Genomic DNA, 19,458 nt, shown 5'->3' on the forward strand with positions numbered 1-19,458 from the left:
CTGAGCGCTGAACGGGTCAGCGCTCTGCAAACGTGAAGGTTAGTGTTTTTTCAGTTTGTCTTTATGTTTGGTCAGCTGACGTGCCAGCTTATCAACCAGCCCGTCAATGGCCGCGTACATATCTTCCGCTTCCGCTGTGGCGTGCAGCTCACCGCCGTTAACGTGCAGAGTTGCCTCTGCAATCTGAGTCACTTTCTCCACTTTCAGAACAATATAAACCTGATTGATGCGATCGTAATAGTGTTCAAGTTTGCCAAATTTGCTGTTCACAAATTCGCGCAGCGGGTCAGTGATTTCGACATTGAGTCCGGTAAGGTTTAGCTGCATAGGTCTTCCTTCTGAGTTCGGTCAGACCAGCTGTTTACGCTGGTTTGATGGCGGTATAGATAAAGACTCGCGATACTTCGCAACCGTACGTCGCGCTACCATAATACCCTGTTCAGATAACATGGCGGTCAGTTTGCTGTCGCTCAAGGGCTTTGCGGGATTTTCTGCCGCGACCAGTTTTTTTACCAGCGCACGAATGGCCGTAGACGAGGCTTCGCCGCCGCCTTCCGTGCTGACATGGCTGGAGAAAAAATATTTCAGCTCAAAAATACCACGCGGACTGTGCAGATATTTTTGCGTGGTCACGCGTGAGATGGTGGACTCGTGCATATCGACCTGTTGCGCGATATCTGCCAGCACCATCGGACGCATATACTCTTCGCCCTGCTCAAAAAACGCCTGCTGCTGCGCAACGATACAGCGGGTAACCTTGAGCAGAGTGTCATTACGACTCTCCAGGCTTTTAATGAGCCAGCGCGCTTCCTGCAGATTATTGCGAATAAACTGGCTGTCGCTATCGCTGCGCGCTGAACCGCCCATGGCGGCATAGTGTTGGTTGATCCGCAGACGCGGCAGGCTTTCAGCATTCAGTTCCACTATCCAGCGTGCGCCCGCTTTGCGCACCAGCACATCCGGAATAACGTATTCCGGTTCACCCGTATTAATCGATTGTCCGGGGCGCGGATCGAGCGACTGTATCAACAGCATCGCCTCTTTCAGCACCTCTTCTTTCAGGCGGGTCACCCGCATCAGGCTGCGGAAGTCGTGATTAGCCAGCAGATCGAGATGTTCACTGACAATCAGGCGCGCCTCTTTTAGCATAGGAGCGTCAGCCGCATATTGCGATAGCTGAACCAGCAGACAGTCGCGCAGATCGCGCGCGCCTACGCCAACCGGATCAAACCGCTGGACGCGCTTGAGAACCGCCTCTACCTCATCCAGCGTCAGCTCATCGTCGCCGATACTGTCGCAAATTTCCTGCAGCGTCACGGTGAGATAACCGGTCGTGTCGATCGCATCAACAATCGATGTCGCAATAGCGCGATCGGTATCGGTAAACGGGGTCAGCTCCACCTGCCACATCAGGTAATCCTGCAGCGACTGCGTGGTTTCTCCCTGATACACCGGCAGTTCATCATCCTGATAATCTGTTCCGGTGCCGGAAGGGGTGCCGGCGGTATAAATTTCATCCCACGACGCATCCAGCGGCAGCTCGTCAGGCATCTCTTTCTGTTCCAGCGCCTCACGGGTATCTAACGTATCGCTTTCCTGCGTTTCGCGTGCGTCCACTTCATCATGAATATCGGTCTGCTCAAGCAGCGGATTGCTCTCCAGCGCCAGCTGGAGCTCCTGCTGGAGTTCAAGCGTAGAGAGCTGCAGCAGGCGAATGGCCTGTTGCAGCTGGGGGGTCATCGCCAGCTGTTGGCTGAACCTGAGTTGCAAACCTTGCTTCATAATCCGGCTTGAATGTCCTAAGCGAATATCGGGTTAATCGACACCTTATCAGAGTCTGAACTCTTCGCCCAAATAAACCCGCTTAACCTGCTCATCTGCCAGAATTTCATCTGGCGTGCCGTGTGCAATCAGATTGCCCTGGCTGACAATATAGGCGCGTTCGCAGACGGCCAGCGTTTCACGCACGTTATGGTCGGTGATCAGGACACCGAGGCCGCTGTCGCGCAAATGTTCGATGATCTTTTTGATATCGATAACGGAGATGGGGTCAACCCCGGCGAACGGCTCATCCAGCAGAATGAACTTTGGATTCGCTGCCAGCGCGCGTGCAATTTCAACGCGGCGACGTTCTCCCCCGGAGAGCGCCTGGCCCAGGCTGTTGCGCAGATGCTCAATATGGAACTCTTCCATCAGCTCATTGGCGCGATCCTGGCGCTGCTCTTCGGTCAGATCGTCGCGGATCTGCAGCACGCCCATCAGATTGTCATACACGCTCAGCCGCCGGAAAATAGAGGCTTCCTGCGGCAGGTATCCGATACCACGACGCGCACGGGCGTGCAGGGGCAGGATACTGATATCCTCATCATCGATAATAATGCGGCCCGCATCGCGCGGGACAATGCCGACCACCATATAAAATGTCGTGGTCTTACCGGCGCCGTTAGGACCCAGCAGTCCGACAATCTCGCCCGATTTAACCTGCAGGCTGACATCTTCCACTACGCGGCGGCCTTTATACGCTTTGGCCAGATTTTCAGCGACTAAAGTTGCCATCGGTCAGTTACTCTTTTTAGGGCTCGCAGCGGAACCGTTTTTATCCTGCAGCTGTGAAGGAACCAGCACCGTGGTGACGCGTTTGCTTTGACCCTGACTATAGGCCTGCATTTTCTGCTCTTTCACCAGATAGGTGATGCGATCGCCTTTGATGTTGCTGTCCTGCTGTTCAATGAAAGCATTACCGGTCAGCTCGACAAAATCGTTGGCCAGCTCATAGTGCAGCTTAGCGGCATGGCCTTTAACCGGCTTGCCGTTGTCCTGCATCTGATAAAACGTAGCCGGATTGCCATAGGCATCAACAATAGTTTTGTTGCTGTCGCCGCCGGGACGGGTTACCACGACTTTATCCGCTGTAATTTTAATCGTGCCCTGCGTGACAATAACATTGCCGGTAAAGGTCGCCACGTTGCCCTGCAGATCCAGCGCCTGATTAACGGAGTCGATATTAACCGGTTTTTCTGAGTCGCCGGTGACAGCCAGCGCGGGCAGGCTGCCAATCAGCAGCGATCCCAGCAGCAGCGCGTTAACGCTATTTTTGTTCATTTTGAATTTCATAAGAGGTTTTGACCTTTTCAAGCAGTTCGGCGTTTTTTGTCCGCAAATTGCCGCGCATCTTCATGCCCGTGGAGTTAAAACTGCGGCCAAATAGCGTCACCTGGTCGTCAGACATGACATCCTGGGTCACCAGATTGACCTGCGCGTTATCAGTGATAATGCGTTCCAGCTGAGAATCCTGCGTCAGCGTATGCACTTCAACGTGGCCATACAGATAAAGCATACGATCTTTCGTTAGCTTTGCTTTGTCCGCCCGTACTGACCAGGTTGGCACTTTGTTTTCATCAAAGGTTGTCATAACGGGACGATCAAACCAGCTGACTTCATCAGCTGAAAAATAGGTCACTTTATCGGAGACAAGCTTGTAGGCCAGTGCACCCGTTGGGTTGTATACCACGGTATTAGAGTTCGCGCTGGTGTAGGTTGGCTCCTGATCGTTTGAAGCCAACGGCGTGGCACTCTCATCCTGATTCGTCAGGTTCCAGCCGATCAATATCAGCGCGACCAGAGCCAGAATCAGCGTTATCCAACGCCTGCTTTTACTCATACTGATTGCCCTCTGGCATCCTCAAATTTATTCTGCGCCAGTAATATCAGGTCGCATATTTCGCGTACCGCACCGCGTCCGCCGCCGATGCGTGTGACATAGTCTGCACGCGGCAGCAAGACCGGATGTGCATCCGCTACGGCAACACTCAGACCCGCCTGTGCCATGACCGGCCAGTCGATCAGATCGTCGCCAATATAGGCAACCTGCGTGCTGTCCAGTGACAGTTTATCCAGAAGTTCGCGCCACGCCAAAAGCTTATCTGATTGTCCCTGGTAAAGATGCGTAATGCCCAGCGTTTCACAGCGATCTTCCAGCAGCTTAGCGCGACGGCCGGTTATAATAGCGACTTCGATGCCGGAGGTCAGCAGGCAACGTATGCCGTAGCCATCCCGCACATTAAACGCCTTCAGCTCTTCACCGCTGTTTCCCATATAGATCAGGCCGTCTGACATGACGCCATCGACATCACAAATCAGCAGGCGGATTTGCGCTGCCCGTGCCATGACTTCAGCTGATACCGGACCATAGCAGGTGGCAACCAGCGCATTTTCAGCGTTCATTTACATTTCCTGTTCAGACTACGCCAGCGCGCAGCATGTCATGCATGTGGACGACGCCCAGCAGCCGATCTTCATCGGCTACCAGGACGGCAGTGATATTTTTATTTTGCATCAGATTTAAGGCCTCTACCGCCAGCATATTTGGCCGGACGCGGATGCCGCCACGCGTCATGACGTCCTGAATACGCGCTGACTGAAAATCGACGCCCATATCAAAAATACGGCGCAGATCGCCATCGGTAAAAATCCCTTCAATTTTCATTAAGTCATCGACGATCACCGTGAGACCGAGGTTTTTGCGCGTGATCTCCAGCAGGGCATCACGCAGCGACGCCTCGCGCGTGACGTGCGGAATTTCATCGCCGCTGTGCATAATGTCGCTGACGTGCAGCAGCAGTTTACGACCCAGCGCGCCGCCAGGATGCGACAGCGCAAAATCCTCTGGCGTAAAACCGCGCGCCTCAAGCAGCGCCACCGCCAGCGCATCGCCCATCACCAGCGTTGCCGTGGTGCTGGACGTTGGTGCCAGTCCCAGCGGGCACGCTTCCTGCGGCACTTTCACACACAGGTGAACATCTGCCGCGCGGCCCATGGCGCTCTCCGGGCGGCTGGTCATACAGATCAGCTGCACTTTCTGTCGCTTCAGCACCGGGATCAGCGCCAGGATCTCTGCCGACTCGCCGCTGTTCGAGATGGCGATAACCACATCGCTGGCGCTCACCATGCCGAGGTCGCCATGGCTCGCCTCGCCTGGATGCACAAAAAAGGAGGCGGTGCCGGTGCTGGCAAAGGTCGCGGCCATTTTCTTACCGATATGTCCTGACTTGCCCATGCCCATCACCACGACTTTTCCCTGGCAGGCATAAAGCAGCTGGCAGGCGCGGCTGAAGTCGTCATTGATATACTGATCAAGCTGTTCAAGTCCTTCACGTTCGATGCGCAGAACCTTTTTACCCGCCTGCTGAAAATCAAACTCTGCATGCTGCTGTGACATATCAGTGCATCCTTAATAGCCAGTAAGAAGGGTGGGGCTGAGCCACAGCCATAGCACCCAGAGAAGAAATCCGCTCAGTAACAGCGCGCCGGCTATCCGGCCGACGCGCCGCTTACGCAGCAGACAAAACAGGGCAAACACTACGCTGACGCCGAGCATGACCCAGTAATCACGGCTAAACGCGAGCGGATTGACCTCGCCCGGATGAAACAGCGCGGGCAGGCCAAGAACAATCGCCAGGTTGAAAATATTGGCGCCGATCAGATTACCAATCGCCATATCATCTTCACCTTTCAGCGCACCCGCGACAACCGTGGCCAGCTCCGGCAGGCTGGTCCCTACCGCGATAAGCGTCAGCCCCATCACCAGCTCGCTTACGCCAAAGTAATCAGCAAAGACGGTGGCATTGTCGATGACCATACGGGTCGACATCGGCAATATAATCAGCGCGACCGCCAGCCAGAGAAAGGCTACCGTATTACCCGCTTCATCGCGCGGCAGTTCTGCCAGCTGTTCCCGGGTGAGTGTATCGCTGTTGTCATGTCCGGCGCGGCGGGCAATGCGGATCACGATCAGCAGATAGAACAGCGCCATCAGCAACAGCGCGACACCATCCAGCCGGCTCAGGTAATTATCAAACAGCATAATGCCGCTCAGCAAAGAGACCAGCAGCAGCAGCGGAAGTTCGCGCCGAATCAAATTGGAGTGTACGGTTAAAGGATGAAGCAGCGCGGCGCCACCCAGAATTAACAGGATATTCGTAATGTTTGAGCCCAGCGCGGTGCCTACGGCCAAATCCATTTGTCCATGTTGCGCAGCTGAAAACGAAATAATCAGCTCCGGTAGCGATGTGCCGATACTGACTACCGTCATGCCGATAATCAGCGGCGGAATACCGAATGAGCGGCACAGAATGGCGGCGCTGAAGACCAGTCGATCGGCCCCGTAAACCAGTAACAGCAATCCGATAAACAACAGGGCGGTAGCTACAAACATGAAAAATCCTTGATGGATACGGTGCCGGCGGACCCTGGCCGGCAAAAAAACCTGAGATGCGGGGAGAGTCAGCCGCTGATTTTGACTCTCTGAGCGACAAAAGTAAATTTAATGACCGTTTTCGCCACACTGAACCGGTAAGTTTCTGTAAAACTATCGTGAATTGCGGTTTACCAGGCTACCATCCACCCCATTTAGTACGCCCGACCCGCTTAACGAGGTAATAATGACTCAGCAGCAAACGAATCTGGTCGAGGTGCGCGGTGTGAGTTTCACCCGTGGCGATCGCACGATATTCGATGATATTTCACTTACGGTTCCGGCGGGTAAAGTGACCGCGATTATGGGACCTTCCGGCATAGGAAAAACAACGCTGTTACGCCTGATTGGCGGTCAGCTGCAGCCTGACCACGGCGAAATCTGGTTTCAGGGCCAGAATATTCCCAGCCTGTCACGGCGCAAGCTCTATGAAGCCCGTAAGAAAATGAGCATGCTGTTTCAGTCAGGCGCGCTCTTTACCGATCTTAACGTCTATGAAAACGTCGCCTGGCCGCTACGCGAGCACACTCAGCTGCCGCCGGAACTGCTGCACAGCACGGTGATGATGAAGCTTGAAGCGGTCGGACTGCGCGGCGCGGCAAAACTTATGCCGGCAGAGCTCTCCGGCGGGATGGCGCGACGTGCTGCGCTGGCACGTGCCATTGCGCTGGAACCGGAACTCATTATGTTTGATGAGCCGTTTGTGGGGCAGGATCCAATAACTATGGGCGTGCTGGTCAAGCTGATTGATGAGCTGAACCACTCGCTGGGCGTGACCTGTATTGTGGTATCGCATGATGTGCCTGAAGTTCTGAGCATCGCCGATCACGCCTATATTGTTGCCGGGCAAAAAATCATTGCTGAAGGCAGCACCCGGCAGCTGAAGGAGAACGCCGATCCGCGCGTACGCCAGTTTATTGATGGGCATGCTGATGGTCCGGTGCCATTTCGTTTCGCCGCCGGCGACTATCTTAGTGATTTGACCCGGACAGGGAGAGAGTAAACTCATGGTGTTACAGGCACTGGCGTCGTTCGGGCGTCGGGGAATAAACAGCTGTGCGACCTTTGGTCGCGCCGGTCTGATGCTGTTTCATGCGCTGGTGGGAAAACCCGCTTTTCGCCGCCATGCTCCATTGTTGATCAGGCAGCTTTATAGCGTTGGCGTACTCTCGCTGCTGATTATTGTGGTTTCTGGTCTGTTTATCGGTATGGTGCTGGGACTGCAGGGATATCTGGTGCTGACCACCTACAGCGCGGAGACCAGCCTTGGCATGCTGGTGGCGCTGTCGCTGCTGCGTGAGCTGGGGCCGGTTGTCACGGCGCTGCTGTTTGCCGGACGAGCCGGCTCGGCGCTGACGGCAGAGATTGGTCTGATGAAAGCCACAGAGCAGCTCTCCAGTATGGAGATGATGGCGGTGGATCCGCTGCGCCGCGTGGTCTCGCCACGCTTCTGGGCGGGTTTTATCAGTATGCCGCTGTTAACGCTGATTTTTACGGCCGTCGGTATTGCCGGTGGTGCACTGGTTGGCGTTGGCTGGAAAGGTATCGATCCCGGCTTTTTCTGGTCCGCGATGCAAAGCGCGGTAGATTTTCATAATGATGTCCTTAACTGCCTGATCAAGAGCGCAGTTTTTGCCATTACGGTAACCTGGATTGCGCTGTTTAACGGCTACGATGCGATTCCGACGTCGGAAGGTATCAGCCGGGCAACAACGCGTACCGTCGTACACGCTTCACTGGCGGTGCTTGGGCTTGATTTTGTGCTGACCGCACTGATGTTTGGGAACTGATGCAATGCAAAGCAAGAAAAATGAAATTTGGGTAGGGGTATTTATGCTGGCGGCGCTGGTGGCGCTGCTGTTTCTCAGTCTGCGCGTGGCCGATCTCAAATCGCTGGGCACCGAGCCCACGTGGAAGCTCTACGCTACCTTTGACAATATTGGCGGCCTGAAAATCAGTTCACCTGTGAAAATTGGCGGCGTCGTCATTGGCCGCGTAACGGATATTTCACTGGATGAGAAAAGCCTGTCGCCGCGCGTGACCATGGATATCAGCGAACAGTATGACGACAAAATCCCGGATACCAGTTCTCTGGCTATTCGTACGCAGGGTTTGCTGGGCGAACAGTTTCTGGCGCTGAATCTGGGCTTTGACGATCCGGATCTCGGTTCAGCTATGCTGAAAGATGGCGGAACGTTGCGCGACACCAAATCTGCCCTGGTGCTTGAGGATTTGATTGGTCAGTTCCTTTACAAAAGCGGCGACGGCAGCAAAGAGAATCAGTCACAGGATGGCGAGCGTGCACCTGCGCCTGCCACAACGGAATAATCCAGAGAGGTAAAACACGATGTTGAAACGTTTTCTGATGGTTGCCCTGCTGGCAATCGCTCCCCTGGCCGCCACAGCAGCGGATACGGATCAGAGCAACCCGTATAAGCTGATGAATGAAGCCGCAGCCAAAACTTTTACCCGGCTGAAAAATGAACAGCCGAAAATCAAGCAGGATCCAAACTATCTGCGCGATATTGTGCGCCAGGAGCTGCTGCCCTATGTGCAGATTAAATATGCCGGCGCGCTGGTTTTAGGCCGTTACTATCGTGAAGCGACGCCGGCACAGCGCGACGCCTACTTTGCCGCATTCGGTGACTACCTGGCCCAGGCTTACGGGCAGGCGCTGGCGCTGTATCACGGTCAGACTTACCAGATTCAGCCAGAAAAACCGCTGGGCGATGCCAATATTGTGGCTATTCGCGTCACTATTGTTGATCCCAACGGCCGTCCGCCGGTGCGTCTCGATTTTCAGTGGCGTAAAAACAGCCAGAGCGGAAAATGGCAGGCTTACGATATGATTGCCGAAGGGATCAGTATGATCACCACCAAGCAGAATGAGTGGAGCGATCTGCTGCGCACTAAAGGCATTGATGGCCTGACTGCACAGCTGAAAACCTATGCGGCACAACCTATTACACTGGATAAACAGCAATAATGAGTGAATCGTTACGCTGGCAGCGCAGTACTGATACGCTGGTACTGAGCGGCAAGCTTGACCGGGATACGCTGCTGACACTATGGCAGCAGCGTGAAACGGTTATGCAGAATATAAATGTCATTGATGTGGCGGCTCTGGAGCGGGTCGATTCGGCCGGGCTGGCGCTGCTGGTGCATCTGCGCGAGATGGTACGCGCGCAGGGAAGTACGCCGCTGTTCACGGGTGTGACAGATAAACTCCATTCTCTTATTACGCTTTATAATCTTCAGCAGATTATTGTTTCTGCGGAGAAAAGCGTCTGATCTGACGGCTGAAAAACCAGGCCCCTGATGCGTTCAGGGGCTTTTGCATATTTAAGACTCAGCCGCTTTCCTCTAAGATATCCGCCTTATTATTATCAAGTGAAGTTATAAACCATGGAAAATAGTGAAGTTCAGGCAGTCCTGATGCAGGCGCTGTCATTAGATGAAGTCCACGTGATGAGCAACGACGGCAGCCATTTCCAGGTGATCGCCGTGGGCGAAATGTTTGGCGAACTGAGCCGGGTAAAAAAACAGCAGGCTGTTTATGCGCCGCTGATGGAATACATTGCGGATAATCGCATTCATGCGGTTTCCATCAAGACTTATACTCCCGCCGAGTGGGCTCGCGACCGTAAACTTAACGGATTCTGAGTACCAGTCTGGTTGTTTTGTTGATAGATAATTGAGAGCCGTGTTAATGGACAAATTTCGTGTGCAAGGCCCCACCCGCTTAAGTGGTGAAGTGACCATTTCCGGCGCAAAAAATGCAGCGCTGCCGATTCTGTTTGCCGCGCTGCTGGCAGAAGAGCCGGTAGAAATTCAGAATGTCCCGCAGCTGCGTGATATTGATACCACCATGAAGCTGCTGAGCCTGCTGGGTGCACGCACAGAGCGTAACGGTTCGGTGCATGTTGATGCGCGCGAAGTTAACGTCTTCAGCGCTCCTTACGATCTGGTTAAAACGATGCGTGCTTCTATCTGGGCGCTCGGGCCGCTGGTGGCACGATTTGGTCAGGGTCAGGTATCACTGCCGGGCGGCTGCGCGATTGGTGCCCGTCCGGTCGATCTGCATATCACTGGTCTGGAACAGCTCGGCGCGGAAATTAAGCTGGAAGAGGGCTATGTTAAAGCCTCAGTCAATGGCCGCCTGAAAGGCGCGCACATCGTCATGGATAAAGTCAGCGTCGGCGCTACCGTAACCATTATGAGTGCGGCAACGCTGGCAACCGGCACCACGGTAATCGAGAACGCGGCGCGCGAGCCGGAGATTGTTGATACGGCAAACTTCCTCAATACGCTGGGTGCAAAAATTTCTGGCGCAGGCACGGACAAAATTACGATTGACGGTGTGGAACGTCTGGGTGGCGGTGTCTATCGCGTGCTGCCGGATCGTATCGAAACCGGCACCTTCCTTGTGGCTGCGGCTATCTCGCGCGGCAAAGTCATCTGCCGCAATGCACAGCCGGATACGCTGGATGCGGTACTGGCTAAACTGCGCGACGCGGGTGCAGAGATTGAAACCGGTGATGACTGGATTAGTCTTGATATGCACGGCAAGCGGCCAAAAGCGGTGAATATCCGCACTGCACCGCATCCGGGTTTTCCAACCGATATGCAGGCGCAGTTCACTCTGCTGAATCTGCTGGCGGAAGGCACGGGCGTGATCACAGAAACCATCTTTGAAAACCGCTTTATGCACATCCCGGAACTGATCCGTATGGGTGCGCATGCGGAAATCGAGAGCAACACGGCGATTTGTCACGGTGTGGAAACGCTCTCGGGTGCACAGGTTATGGCGACCGATTTACGTGCTTCGGCGAGTCTGGTACTGGCAGGCTGTATTGCTGAAGGCACTACGGTTGTTGACCGGATTTACCATATCGATCGCGGCTATGAGCATATCGAAGATAAGCTCAAAGCGATGGGCGCGAACATTGAGCGTATCAGCGGCGAATAAGCCAGTCAGTATGATGGACCAGAACCAGTCACAGCAGCGTGGCTGGTTTTTTTTTATTTTTTTTCCGGGATCTTTTTCAGACTATCGGGCGATCGGATCCGCTTTTTGCGATCCAGCAGAAGCAGGGTGTCAGGATCGTAATAGCGGCTTGGCCAGATTTCTGCCGGATGTACCTCAAGCGCCATAGCGATAAGCCACTCGCCTTTGGGCCAGGGGCGTGACAGCGCATTGGCGAGCGTTGAGGAGCAAAGTCCTGACGCACGTGACAGAGCCGCCAGTGAAGTACCACGTTTGCGTAGCGCTGCGATAATATCTGCAGGATGCCAATCCTCTTTCCTTGTCTGCATAACTTGTTCTCCATATCCATGTAATGCGTAATCGCTGCTGTGGCAGTGAAGGGTAAAACTGGAAATTAACGGCTCTATATAGCAAAAAGGTTCCATTAATTTCCAGTAATTGTTACACCCAGGTAGCAAAATCTGGCGGGTATTCGCAAAAAGCGTGCAAACTTATGCAAACGGCGCAGGAAACGGCGGGAAAATAAAAAACGGAGCCGGGCGGCTCCGTCCGGAATTAAAAGTCGCGCTGCACTGACATATGCGCCAGCGCTTCAAGCGCAGTACGCCACGGACTCTCAGGCAGCAGCTGTAGCGCAGCAATCGCTTTATCCGCTTCTTCTTCAGCGCGTTTGCGCGTCCATTCCAGTGAACCCGTCTGCTGCATAGCGGCCAGCACCGGCTCCAGCAAATGGCGTCCGTTGCCTTCCTCAATCGCGCTGCGGATCATAGCGGCCTGCTCGGGGGTGCCATGATGCATGGCATGCAGCAGGGGCAGCGTCGGTTTCCCTTCGCTGAGATCGTCACCGGTATTTTTACCCAGCGTCTCGCCATCTGCGCTGTAGTCGAGCAAATCGTCAATTAACTGGAAAGCGGTGCCAAGGTAGCGACCATAATCCTGCAGCGCTTTCTCCTGAGCAGGCGAAGCCTCTGCCAGAATCGCTGAGGCCTGAGAAGCAGCCTCAAACAGACGCGCCGTTTTACTGTAGATCACGCGCATGTAGCTCTCTTCAGTGATGTCAGGATCGTTACAGTTCATCAGCTGCAGCACTTCGCCTTCTGCGATCACATTCACCGCTTCTGACATCAGCGCGAGGATCTTTAAGGATCCAAGGCTGGTCATCATCTGAAAAGCGCGCGTATAGATAAAATCACCTACCAGCACGCTGGCGGCATTACCAAACGCCGCATTCGCAGTCGCTTTGCCGCGACGCATGTCAGACTCATCCACCACATCATCATGCAGCAGTGTTGCCGTGTGGATAAATTCAATCAGTGCTGCGTTCGTAACATGCAGCGAACCCTGATAGTTGAGCGCACGCGCTGAAAGCACGGCAATCATCGGACGAATGCGTTTACCTCCGCCGCTGACAATGTAGTAGCCCAACTGGTTGATCAGTGAGACATCTGAATTCAGCTGGTCGAGGATGGTCTGGTTGACGGCCGCCATGTCCTGCGCGGTTAGTTCGTTAATTTGTTCTAGGTTCATTCGTCTGTTCAGCTTTGACTCGTTTTTTGCATGGTAGGCGCTTTTACCCAGCGTGAGTTCAGGTAATCTGTTACTGATTGTACTTGAAAATTCAGGATGAGAAACGGTTGCATTCACTCTGCGCTTTTTTTCTGCAGGAGAGTGCAAAGTGCGCTTGTTTTCTGCTGGATATTTGCGTAGAATTCGCGCCCTATTGTGAATATTATCGCGCCGCCTGATTACACAGAAAGGCAAGCGCAGAAGCGGAGTTTTATATGTACGCGGTTTTCCAAAGTGGTGGTAAACAACACCGAGTAAGCGAAGGTCAGACCGTTCGCCTGGAAAAGCTGGACATCGCAACCGGCGAAACCATTGAGTTCGACCAGGTTCTGATGATTGCAAATGGCGAAGACGTGAAAATCGGCGCGCCACTGGTTTCAGGCGGAATGATCAAGGCAGAAGTTGTTGCTCACGGTCGCGGCGAAAAAATCAAGATTGTTAAGTTTCGTCGTCGTAAACACTACCGTAAGCAAGCTGGTCACCGTCAGTGGTTCACTGATGTGAAAATCACGACGATCAGCGCGTAAGAGGAGATCTGACAAATGGCACATAAGAAGGCTGGTGGTTCGACCCGTAACGGTCGCGACTCCAACGCAAAACGTCTGGGTGTTAAGCGTTTCGGTGGTGAATCTGTTCTGGCAGGTAGCATCATCGTTCGTCAGCGTGGCACCAAGTTCCACGCCGGTACCAATGTAGGCTGTGGTCGTGACCACACCCTGTTTGCTACCACAGACGGCAAAGTTAAATTCGAAGTGAAAGGCCCGAACAACCGTAAATATATCAGCATCGTTGCTGAGTAAGGTTGTCGTGCTGCAGACGATAATCGTCTGAACACACGAAGGAAAGGCCCCGCAGCTTTGCGGGGCTTTTTACATTCTGCCGCCGGTTATCGATTCCCCGCTAACTGAGCTGCGCGGTTTGCTGTACACTTTCTGTACATATCATATTACCAGATTTGCATTATCCGCCGCCGGTCAGCACAGAAGACCCTGGCGGACCCGTCTGCCGCTCTCTGCAGCGACAGACGACAGTGTGACGGAGAAATAGAATGAAGTTTGTTGATGAAGCGACGATCCTTGTGGTCGCAGGCGATGGCGGCAACGGTTGCGTTAGCTTCCGCCGCGAGAAATATATTCCTAAAGGCGGCCCGGACGGCGGTGACGGCGGTGATGGCGGTGACGTCTATCTGCTGGCAGATGAAAACCTCAATACCCTGATCGATTATCGCTTTGAAAAAGCGTTCCGCGCTGAGCGCGGTCAGAATGGTCAGAGCCGCGACTGCACCGGCAAACGTGGCAAAGATGTCACCATCAAAGTGCCGGTCGGTACGCGCATAATCGATCAGGGCACCGGTGAAACGCTGGGCGATATGACGCGCCATGAGCAGAAGCTGATGGTAGCGAAAGGCGGCTGGCACGGTCTTGGTAACACGCGTTTTAAATCCTCGGTTAACCGCACCCCGCGCCAGAAAACCATGGGGACGCCAGGCGAGAAACGCGATCTGCAGCTGGAGCTGATGCTGCTGGCCGATGTCGGCATGCTGGGTCTGCCGAATGCGGGTAAATCGACCTTTATTCGCGCCGTCTCTGCAGCGAAGCCAAAAGTGGCGGACTATCCGTTTACCACGCTGGTTCCCAGCCTGGGCGTTGTGCGCATGGACAGCGAAAAAAGCTTTGTCGTGGCCGATATCCCGGGGCTGATTGAAGGCGCAGCGGAAGGCGCCGGGCTGGGCATTCGCTTCCTGAAGCATCTTGAGCGCTGTCGCGTCCTGCTGCACCTGATCGACATTGCGCCTATCGACGAAACCGATCCGGTTGAAAACGCCCGCATCATTCTTGGCGAGCTGGAAAAATATAGCGAGAAGCTCTATCAGAAGCCGCGCTGGCTGGTGTTTAACAAAACTGACCTGCTGAGTCAGGAAGAAGCTGAAAGCCGCGCTAAAGCGATTGCAGAGGCGCTCGGCTGGGATGACAAATATTATCTTATCTCTGCCGCCAGTCGTACCGGCGTTAATGAACTCTGCTGGGATGTGATGAGCTTTATCATTGCTAATCCTAAAGAAGCAGAACTGGAAGAGAAGCAGCCTGAAAAGGTCGCGTTCATGTGGGATGATTACCATCGTGAAGCGCTGGAGACCGCTCAGGAAGTGGAAGAAGATGATGACTGGGATGACGACTGGGATGATGAAGACGACGAAGGCGTCGAAATTATCTATCAGCGTTAATCGCAGCTAAAAGCGGCCTTCGGGCCGCTTTTTTTATCTGCAGAGCTAGCCGTTGAGCTGATACGGCAGCGTACAGCGGGCAATCAGTCCGCTGCGGTCTTCACGGTTTTCCAGCGTCAGCGTACCGCGGTGCATTTGTACAATACGCAGCACAATATTCAGACCCAGTCCGCTGCCGCCGTAGCGCTGATCGCGACGGCGAAAGGCCTGGGTTAACTCCTCTGCGGCTCCGGCATCAATACCCGGCCCTTCATCCCATACTTCTGCCGTTACCTGCTGCGCATCCCGGTATAGCTTAACCTGCACCTCGCTGTTTTCCGGGCTATAGCGCGAGGCGTTCTCCAGCAAATTGCGCAGCATCAGGCGCAACAGCACCGCTTCGCCCTGCTGCGGGATATCACTCCCCTCTGGCCAGCGCAGCCGCTGCTGACGCTGTAGCAGCAGCTCGTCCATCTCTGGTTTTAGCGGCTGCATGATATCCTGCAGCCACCACAGCTGCTGATAGTGTCCGCCCGCCAGCGCCTGGCCGGCACGTGACAGCATGAGCAGCTGCTCTACGGTGTGCATCAGCTGATCGATACGGCTAATCAGCATTTCACTCTGCGGCACCTGCTGCTGCTGCAGCAGTTCCAGATGCAGCCGCAGCCCGGCGAGGGGCGTACGCAGTTCATGGGCAGCATCGGCAGTAAAAAGCCGCTCCTGCTGCAGCGTATGGTCCAGACGGGAGAAGAGCTGGTTGATGGCGCCGGTGACGGCAACGATTTCATCCATATCCGCATACACCGGCAGGGGAGTGAGGTTGTCGGCGGAACGATGCGCCAGGCTATCCTGCAGCAGCTTAAGCGGGCGAATAATCCAGTTAATCGCCCAGAACGAGAGCAGCAGCGTCAGGCATACCATCACCAGTGAGGGCAGTAGCAGCGAAGCGATCGCTTCGCGGATCTCATTCTCGACCCGCTGATTGCGCGCCTGAGCCGAAAGCGTCTCATTGACAAGAAAGCTGATCTGCTCCCGGCTCTCGTGCCAGAGCCAGATCACGCTCATGACCTGACAGATAAGCAGGATCAACGCCAGCATGATCAGTAAGCGCTGCCGCATACTGTTCATTCGCGCAGTTCCAGCCGGTAACCCACACCGCGAACCGTTTTAATCCGATCTTTTCCCAGCTTGCGGCGCAGATTATGAATATGCACTTCCAGCGTGTTCGATCCGGGATCGTCGTTCCAGCTATAAAGATCCTGCTGCAGCGTTTCGCGATGCACATTTTGTCCGATGCGCATCAGCAGGCGCGTCAGCAGCGCAAACTCTTTAGGCGTAATATCCACCGACTGATTTTCAAGCAGCACCTGCTGCGTGCTGAGATTGAGCGTCAGATCGCCCTGTTGCAGCTGGTTATCGCTCTGCCCCTGATAGCGGCGGATCAGCGCCCGAACCCGCGCCTGCAGTTCTGCCAGTGCAAAAGGCTTGATCAGATAATCATCCGCACCGGCATCCAGGCCCTCCACGCGATCCTCCAGCGCATCACGCGCCGTAAGGATCAGCACCGGGATCGCAACGCCCTCGCGCCGCCACTGGCGCAGCAGCGAAGCGCCGTCGCGATCCGGCAGGCCAAGATCCAGCACGATCAGCGTATACTGACCGCTGCGCAATAGCGCATTACTCTCTGCGGCGCTGCTGGCGCAATCTGTTGCATAACCCTTAGCGCCCAGCGCCTGTGCCAGGCCCGACTGCAGCAGCGCATCATCTTCAACAATCAACAATTTCATTAGTTGTTCTTGTTAATGTCCGTGTAGAGGCGGCTTTCAAAGCGAACCAGCGGAATACGCCGCGTTTTCTGATTTTCCGGGGGCACGGCATAGCCTGACAGAAACTGCACAAAGGCAACGCGCGCACCGCTGGACGTGGTAATAAACCCTGCCAGATTATAGACGCCCTGCAGAGAACCGGTTTTTGCTGAGACTTTGCCATCGAGGCCCGCTTCATGGAGCCCGCCACGATACTGCAGCGTGCCGTCGTAGCCAGCCAGCGGCAGCATAGAGATATAGTCGAGCGTGGCGTCGTTTTTAGCAATGTACTGCAGCACCTGCATCATTGTCTCTGGCGAGATCAAATCGTGACGCGACAGGCCGGAACCATCAACCTGAATGCTGTTGCCCATATCAATACCCGCTTTTTCGCGCAGAATACGACGCACGGCGTCAGAGGCGGCACGAAACGTACCCGGCACGTTAAAGTAGTGATGGCCGATGGTGCGGAACACGGTGTCCGCAATCATGTTGTCCGACTTTTTCAGCATCATGCGCAGTAGCGTATGCAGCGGCGCGGATTGGGTCGAGGCGAGCACGGTACCCGGCGACGTAACCTGCGTCTGGCGTACCAGATGACCGCTATAATCAATATCAGCCGCACGCAGCATCCCTTTCAGGATTTCACCTGACCAGGCGGCATCATCCTGAACCGCAAAGGCGAGCGGCAGCGGTTCTGCCCGCTGGCGCATACAGCCTGTCAGCGTATAGCGGTTAAGCTCACCAGGCACCACATCCAGCTCGCAGTACTGACCTTCGCCGCTGTTAGGGGCAAGCGTCCGGACCTGGCTGAACATATGGGCCGGATAGTAAGACGCAATACGCACAAAGGCGGTTTCACCAGCGGTTTTGCCACTGTAAAGCGAAACCGAGAAACAGTTTTTGTCGACAATCGCCGCGCCAGGTGGTGCGCTGAAGCACTGGGTCAGATCGTTCCATGGCCAGCCGGGAGCCATATCGTGGCTGGCAAATACGGAGGTATCAATCACCAGGTTGCCTTTGATGTGCGTGATACCCTGCTGCTTCAGCGCGGCGACCATATTGCGCAGATTCTGCCTGCTCAGCGTAGGATCGCCGCCAAAGCGGGCCACCAGATCGCCGTTCAGCGTGCCGTCGGTAATAGCACCGCGTGTCTCAAGCGTGGTCTGAAAGCGGAAGTCGGGTCCCAGCTCCAGAAGTGCCGCCAGCGCCGTGATCACTTTCATGGTGCTGGCCGGTAAAGCCATCTGTTTTCCGTGGTAGTCAATAATAGGGGTTGATGCGCCCACTTTCTGTACCATCAGCGCCAGGTTCGCGCCGTCAGGTAAATACTGCATGTATTCTTCAACGGGGGCCGCTTGTGCCTGCAGCATTACCGCGCAGGTTAATCCGGTAACAAGTCGTGAAAATCGCATAATCTCGCGGTAACTGACGGATGGGGCGTCAATACTACGTCCCCGGGCAGGGCAAAGTAAACGATGACCCACAGGGAACTCTGGGGTAAAATACGTATCAAAATGCAAAACCGATCCCTGACCCGGAAAGCTTTCCGGGTCAGGGTTCTTTTGCTTTTGAAAAGGGGCCGTGTGCCGCAGAAGCGATTATTCTGCTGTCACCAGTCAGGATGACACCGTTAACCAGGATAGAGACGAGGAGCCAAAATGAATCAGATTCCGATGACGTTACAAGGCGCTGAGAAGCTGCGTGAAGAGCTGAACGAACTGAAAACCGTAAAGCGTCCGCGCATCATCGCCTCCATCGCTGAAGCTCGTGAGCATGGCGACCTGAAAGAGAACGCCGAGTACCATGCTGCGCGTGAAGAGCAGGGGTTTTGCGAAGGGCGTATTCAGGAGATTGAAGCTAAACTTTCTAATGCGCAGGTGATCGACATCACATCTATGCCAAAAACCGGTCGCGTCATTTTCGGTGCCACGGTAACTGTGCTGAATGTAGATACCGACGAAGAGTTTACTTACCGCATTGTGGGTGACGATGAAGCAGATTTTAAACAAAATCTGATCTCAGTTAACTCGCCAATGGCGCGTGGTCTGGTGGGCAAAGAGGCCGATGACGTAGCCATTGTGAAAACGCCAGGCGGTGACGTGGAGTATGAAGTGCTGAAGGTTGAATATCTGTAAGCACCCGCTGCTGTTATGTTGGGCACAATGTAAAGAAAGGAAAAAGGCCGCATGGCGGCCTTTTATCGCATGCGTGAGCGTGGCACTTTCTCTGCCCGCTGCGCCGCGCTTAGTATAGAGCTTAACGAGGCAGCGTGATTTTGCGCTCTTTCGCCGGGCGGTACAGCACCAGCACATTGCCGATAACCTGCACATTGCTGGCCTTGGTTTCACGCACAATGGCCTCGACGATCAGCTGCTTGGTTTCGCGATCTTCTGAGGCAATTTTCACCTTAATCAGTTCGTGATGGTCAAGCGCCTGTTCGATTTCGGCGAGCACGCCTTCAGTAAGGCCGTTGCCGCCCAGCATGACCACCGGCTTCAGTGGGTGGGCCAGGCCTTTCAGGTGCTGTTTTTGTTTGGTACTCAGATTCATCGTATTTTTTGCTTACTCAGGGATTGAAAACGGGTCATTCTACCGCCATCTCGGGTATATCGCCAAATCATCGCTACCCATTGCGCGCTGA

Annotated in this window: 25 protein-coding genes; 11 read left to right on the forward strand and 14 right to left on the reverse strand. The window is 54.5% G+C overall.

Annotation, left to right across the window (positions count from 1 at the left end; genetic code table 11):
- Positions 1–39 precede the first annotated feature (39 nt).
- Genes hpf through DBY66_RS13160 form a run of 8 tightly spaced genes read right to left on the reverse strand, consistent with a single transcriptional unit; the run spans position 40 to position 6,214 of the window.
- A complete protein-coding gene (gene hpf, locus DBY66_RS13125; protein WP_039382198.1) occupies positions 40–327 on the reverse strand; it encodes a ribosome hibernation promoting factor in 288 nt (95 codons plus the stop codon).
- Between the two features lie 21 nt (positions 328–348).
- Entirely contained in the window at positions 349–1,782 is a 1,434-nt protein-coding gene (rpoN, locus tag DBY66_RS13130) for an RNA polymerase factor sigma-54 (RefSeq protein ID WP_039382200.1), read from the reverse strand.
- Between the two features lie 48 nt (positions 1,783–1,830).
- Complete coding sequence (gene lptB, locus DBY66_RS13135; protein ID WP_039382204.1) at positions 1,831–2,556, reverse strand: LPS export ABC transporter ATP-binding protein; 726 nt, start codon at positions 2,554–2,556, stop codon at positions 1,831–1,833.
- Positions 2,557–2,559: 3 nt separating this feature from the next.
- Entirely contained in the window at positions 2,560–3,114 is a 555-nt protein-coding gene (gene lptA / locus DBY66_RS13140; RefSeq protein WP_039382207.1) for a lipopolysaccharide ABC transporter substrate-binding protein LptA, read from the reverse strand.
- A complete protein-coding gene (gene lptC, locus DBY66_RS13145) occupies positions 3,089–3,661 on the reverse strand; it encodes an LPS export ABC transporter periplasmic protein LptC (protein ID WP_065650292.1) in 573 nt (190 codons plus the stop codon). The genes lptA and lptC overlap by 26 nt, the downstream gene beginning before the upstream one ends.
- Positions 3,658–4,224 carry a 3-deoxy-manno-octulosonate-8-phosphatase KdsC gene (gene kdsC, locus DBY66_RS13150; RefSeq protein WP_039382215.1) on the reverse strand — a complete coding sequence of 189 codons (567 nt, stop codon included), beginning with the start codon at positions 4,222–4,224 and terminating at the stop codon, positions 3,658–3,660. The genes lptC and kdsC overlap by 4 nt, the downstream gene beginning before the upstream one ends.
- A 13-nt stretch (positions 4,225–4,237) precedes the next feature.
- A complete protein-coding gene (gene kdsD / locus DBY66_RS13155; protein WP_039382218.1) occupies positions 4,238–5,218 on the reverse strand; it encodes an arabinose-5-phosphate isomerase KdsD in 981 nt (326 codons plus the stop codon).
- A gap of 12 nt (positions 5,219–5,230) precedes the next feature.
- A complete protein-coding gene (locus tag DBY66_RS13160) occupies positions 5,231–6,214 on the reverse strand; it encodes a calcium/sodium antiporter (protein WP_039382222.1) in 984 nt (327 codons plus the stop codon).
- Between the two features lie 226 nt (positions 6,215–6,440).
- On the opposite strand from DBY66_RS13160, the gene mlaF reads away from it, so the two are divergent.
- From mlaF to murA, 7 genes are all read left to right on the forward strand, one after another.
- A complete protein-coding gene (mlaF, locus tag DBY66_RS13165; RefSeq protein WP_039382224.1) occupies positions 6,441–7,256 on the forward strand; it encodes a phospholipid ABC transporter ATP-binding protein MlaF in 816 nt (271 codons plus the stop codon).
- Positions 7,257–7,260: 4 nt separating this feature from the next.
- On the forward strand, positions 7,261–8,043 hold the full coding sequence (gene mlaE / locus DBY66_RS13170; RefSeq protein ID WP_039382227.1) for a lipid asymmetry maintenance ABC transporter permease subunit MlaE: 783 nt from the start codon (positions 7,261–7,263) through the stop codon (positions 8,041–8,043).
- Between the two features lie 4 nt (positions 8,044–8,047).
- Positions 8,048–8,581, forward strand: coding sequence for an outer membrane lipid asymmetry maintenance protein MlaD (gene mlaD, locus DBY66_RS13175; protein WP_108570025.1), 534 nt, complete (start codon positions 8,048–8,050; stop codon positions 8,579–8,581).
- Positions 8,582–8,600: 19 nt separating this feature from the next.
- Entirely contained in the window at positions 8,601–9,239 is a 639-nt protein-coding gene (gene mlaC / locus DBY66_RS13180; RefSeq protein WP_039382232.1) for a phospholipid-binding protein MlaC, read from the forward strand.
- Complete coding sequence (gene mlaB / locus DBY66_RS13185; RefSeq protein ID WP_039382234.1) at positions 9,239–9,544, forward strand: lipid asymmetry maintenance protein MlaB; 306 nt, start codon at positions 9,239–9,241, stop codon at positions 9,542–9,544. Before mlaC ends, mlaB begins: the two co-directional genes overlap by 1 nt.
- A 114-nt stretch (positions 9,545–9,658) precedes the next feature.
- The gene (ibaG, locus tag DBY66_RS13190) at positions 9,659–9,916 is read left to right on the forward strand and encodes a BolA family iron metabolism protein IbaG (protein WP_039382236.1); all 258 of its coding nucleotides are present in this window, start codon (positions 9,659–9,661) and stop codon (positions 9,914–9,916) included.
- 46 nt (positions 9,917–9,962) lie between these two features.
- Positions 9,963–11,222 carry a UDP-N-acetylglucosamine 1-carboxyvinyltransferase gene (gene murA / locus DBY66_RS13195; RefSeq protein ID WP_108570024.1) on the forward strand — a complete coding sequence of 420 codons (1,260 nt, stop codon included), beginning with the start codon at positions 9,963–9,965 and terminating at the stop codon, positions 11,220–11,222.
- A gap of 53 nt (positions 11,223–11,275) precedes the next feature.
- Here murA and DBY66_RS13200 read toward each other — a convergent pair whose 3' ends face one another.
- Together DBY66_RS13200 and ispB are read right to left on the reverse strand one after the other, a co-directional pair.
- On the reverse strand, positions 11,276–11,569 hold the full coding sequence (locus DBY66_RS13200) for a helix-turn-helix transcriptional regulator (protein WP_039382241.1): 294 nt from the start codon (positions 11,567–11,569) through the stop codon (positions 11,276–11,278).
- 226 nt (positions 11,570–11,795) lie between these two features.
- A complete protein-coding gene (gene ispB / locus DBY66_RS13205; RefSeq protein WP_039382243.1) occupies positions 11,796–12,767 on the reverse strand; it encodes an octaprenyl diphosphate synthase in 972 nt (323 codons plus the stop codon).
- 254 nt (positions 12,768–13,021) lie between these two features.
- Here ispB and rplU point away from each other — a divergent pair, with 254 nt between their 5' ends.
- From rplU to cgtA, 3 genes are all read left to right on the forward strand, one after another.
- Positions 13,022–13,333: a 50S ribosomal protein L21 gene (gene rplU, locus DBY66_RS13210; protein WP_039382246.1), complete on the forward strand. Its 312-nt coding sequence runs from the start codon at positions 13,022–13,024 to the stop codon at positions 13,331–13,333.
- 15 nt (positions 13,334–13,348) lie between these two features.
- Entirely contained in the window at positions 13,349–13,606 is a 258-nt protein-coding gene (gene rpmA / locus DBY66_RS13215) for a 50S ribosomal protein L27 (RefSeq protein ID WP_039382249.1), read from the forward strand.
- A 248-nt stretch (positions 13,607–13,854) separates the two neighbouring features.
- On the forward strand, positions 13,855–15,030 hold the full coding sequence (gene cgtA / locus DBY66_RS13220; RefSeq protein WP_039382251.1) for an Obg family GTPase CgtA: 1,176 nt from the start codon (positions 13,855–13,857) through the stop codon (positions 15,028–15,030).
- 45 nt (positions 15,031–15,075) lie between these two features.
- On the opposite strand, the gene pmrB is transcribed toward cgtA, so the two are convergent.
- The 3 genes from pmrB to dacB are packed head-to-tail and all read right to left on the reverse strand — an operon-like array spanning position 15,076 to position 18,229.
- On the reverse strand, positions 15,076–16,137 hold the full coding sequence (pmrB, locus tag DBY66_RS13225; RefSeq protein WP_039382254.1) for a two-component system sensor histidine kinase PmrB: 1,062 nt from the start codon (positions 16,135–16,137) through the stop codon (positions 15,076–15,078).
- A complete protein-coding gene (gene pmrA, locus DBY66_RS13230) occupies positions 16,134–16,796 on the reverse strand; it encodes a two-component system response regulator PmrA (RefSeq protein ID WP_071669139.1) in 663 nt (220 codons plus the stop codon). The genes pmrB and pmrA overlap by 4 nt, the downstream gene beginning before the upstream one ends.
- A complete protein-coding gene (gene dacB, locus DBY66_RS13235) occupies positions 16,796–18,229 on the reverse strand; it encodes a serine-type D-Ala-D-Ala carboxypeptidase (protein WP_039382258.1) in 1,434 nt (477 codons plus the stop codon). The genes pmrA and dacB overlap by 1 nt, the downstream gene beginning before the upstream one ends.
- A gap of 246 nt (positions 18,230–18,475) precedes the next feature.
- On the opposite strand from dacB, the gene greA reads away from it, so the two are divergent.
- Positions 18,476–18,952 (forward strand): transcription elongation factor GreA, encoded by a 477-nt coding sequence (gene greA / locus DBY66_RS13240; protein ID WP_039382260.1) that lies wholly within the window; start codon positions 18,476–18,478, stop codon positions 18,950–18,952.
- Positions 18,953–19,073: 121 nt separating this feature from the next.
- Here greA and yhbY read toward each other — a convergent pair whose 3' ends face one another.
- Positions 19,074–19,367, reverse strand: a complete 294-nt coding sequence (gene yhbY, locus DBY66_RS13245) for a ribosome assembly RNA-binding protein YhbY (RefSeq protein ID WP_039382264.1) — start codon at positions 19,365–19,367, stop codon at positions 19,074–19,076.
- Between the last annotated feature and the right edge of the window lie 91 nt (positions 19,368–19,458).

Source organism: Pantoea sp. RIT413, from assembly GCF_003057675.2.
GTDB classification, from domain to species: domain Bacteria; phylum Pseudomonadota; class Gammaproteobacteria; order Enterobacterales; family Enterobacteriaceae; genus Pantoea; species Pantoea eucrina.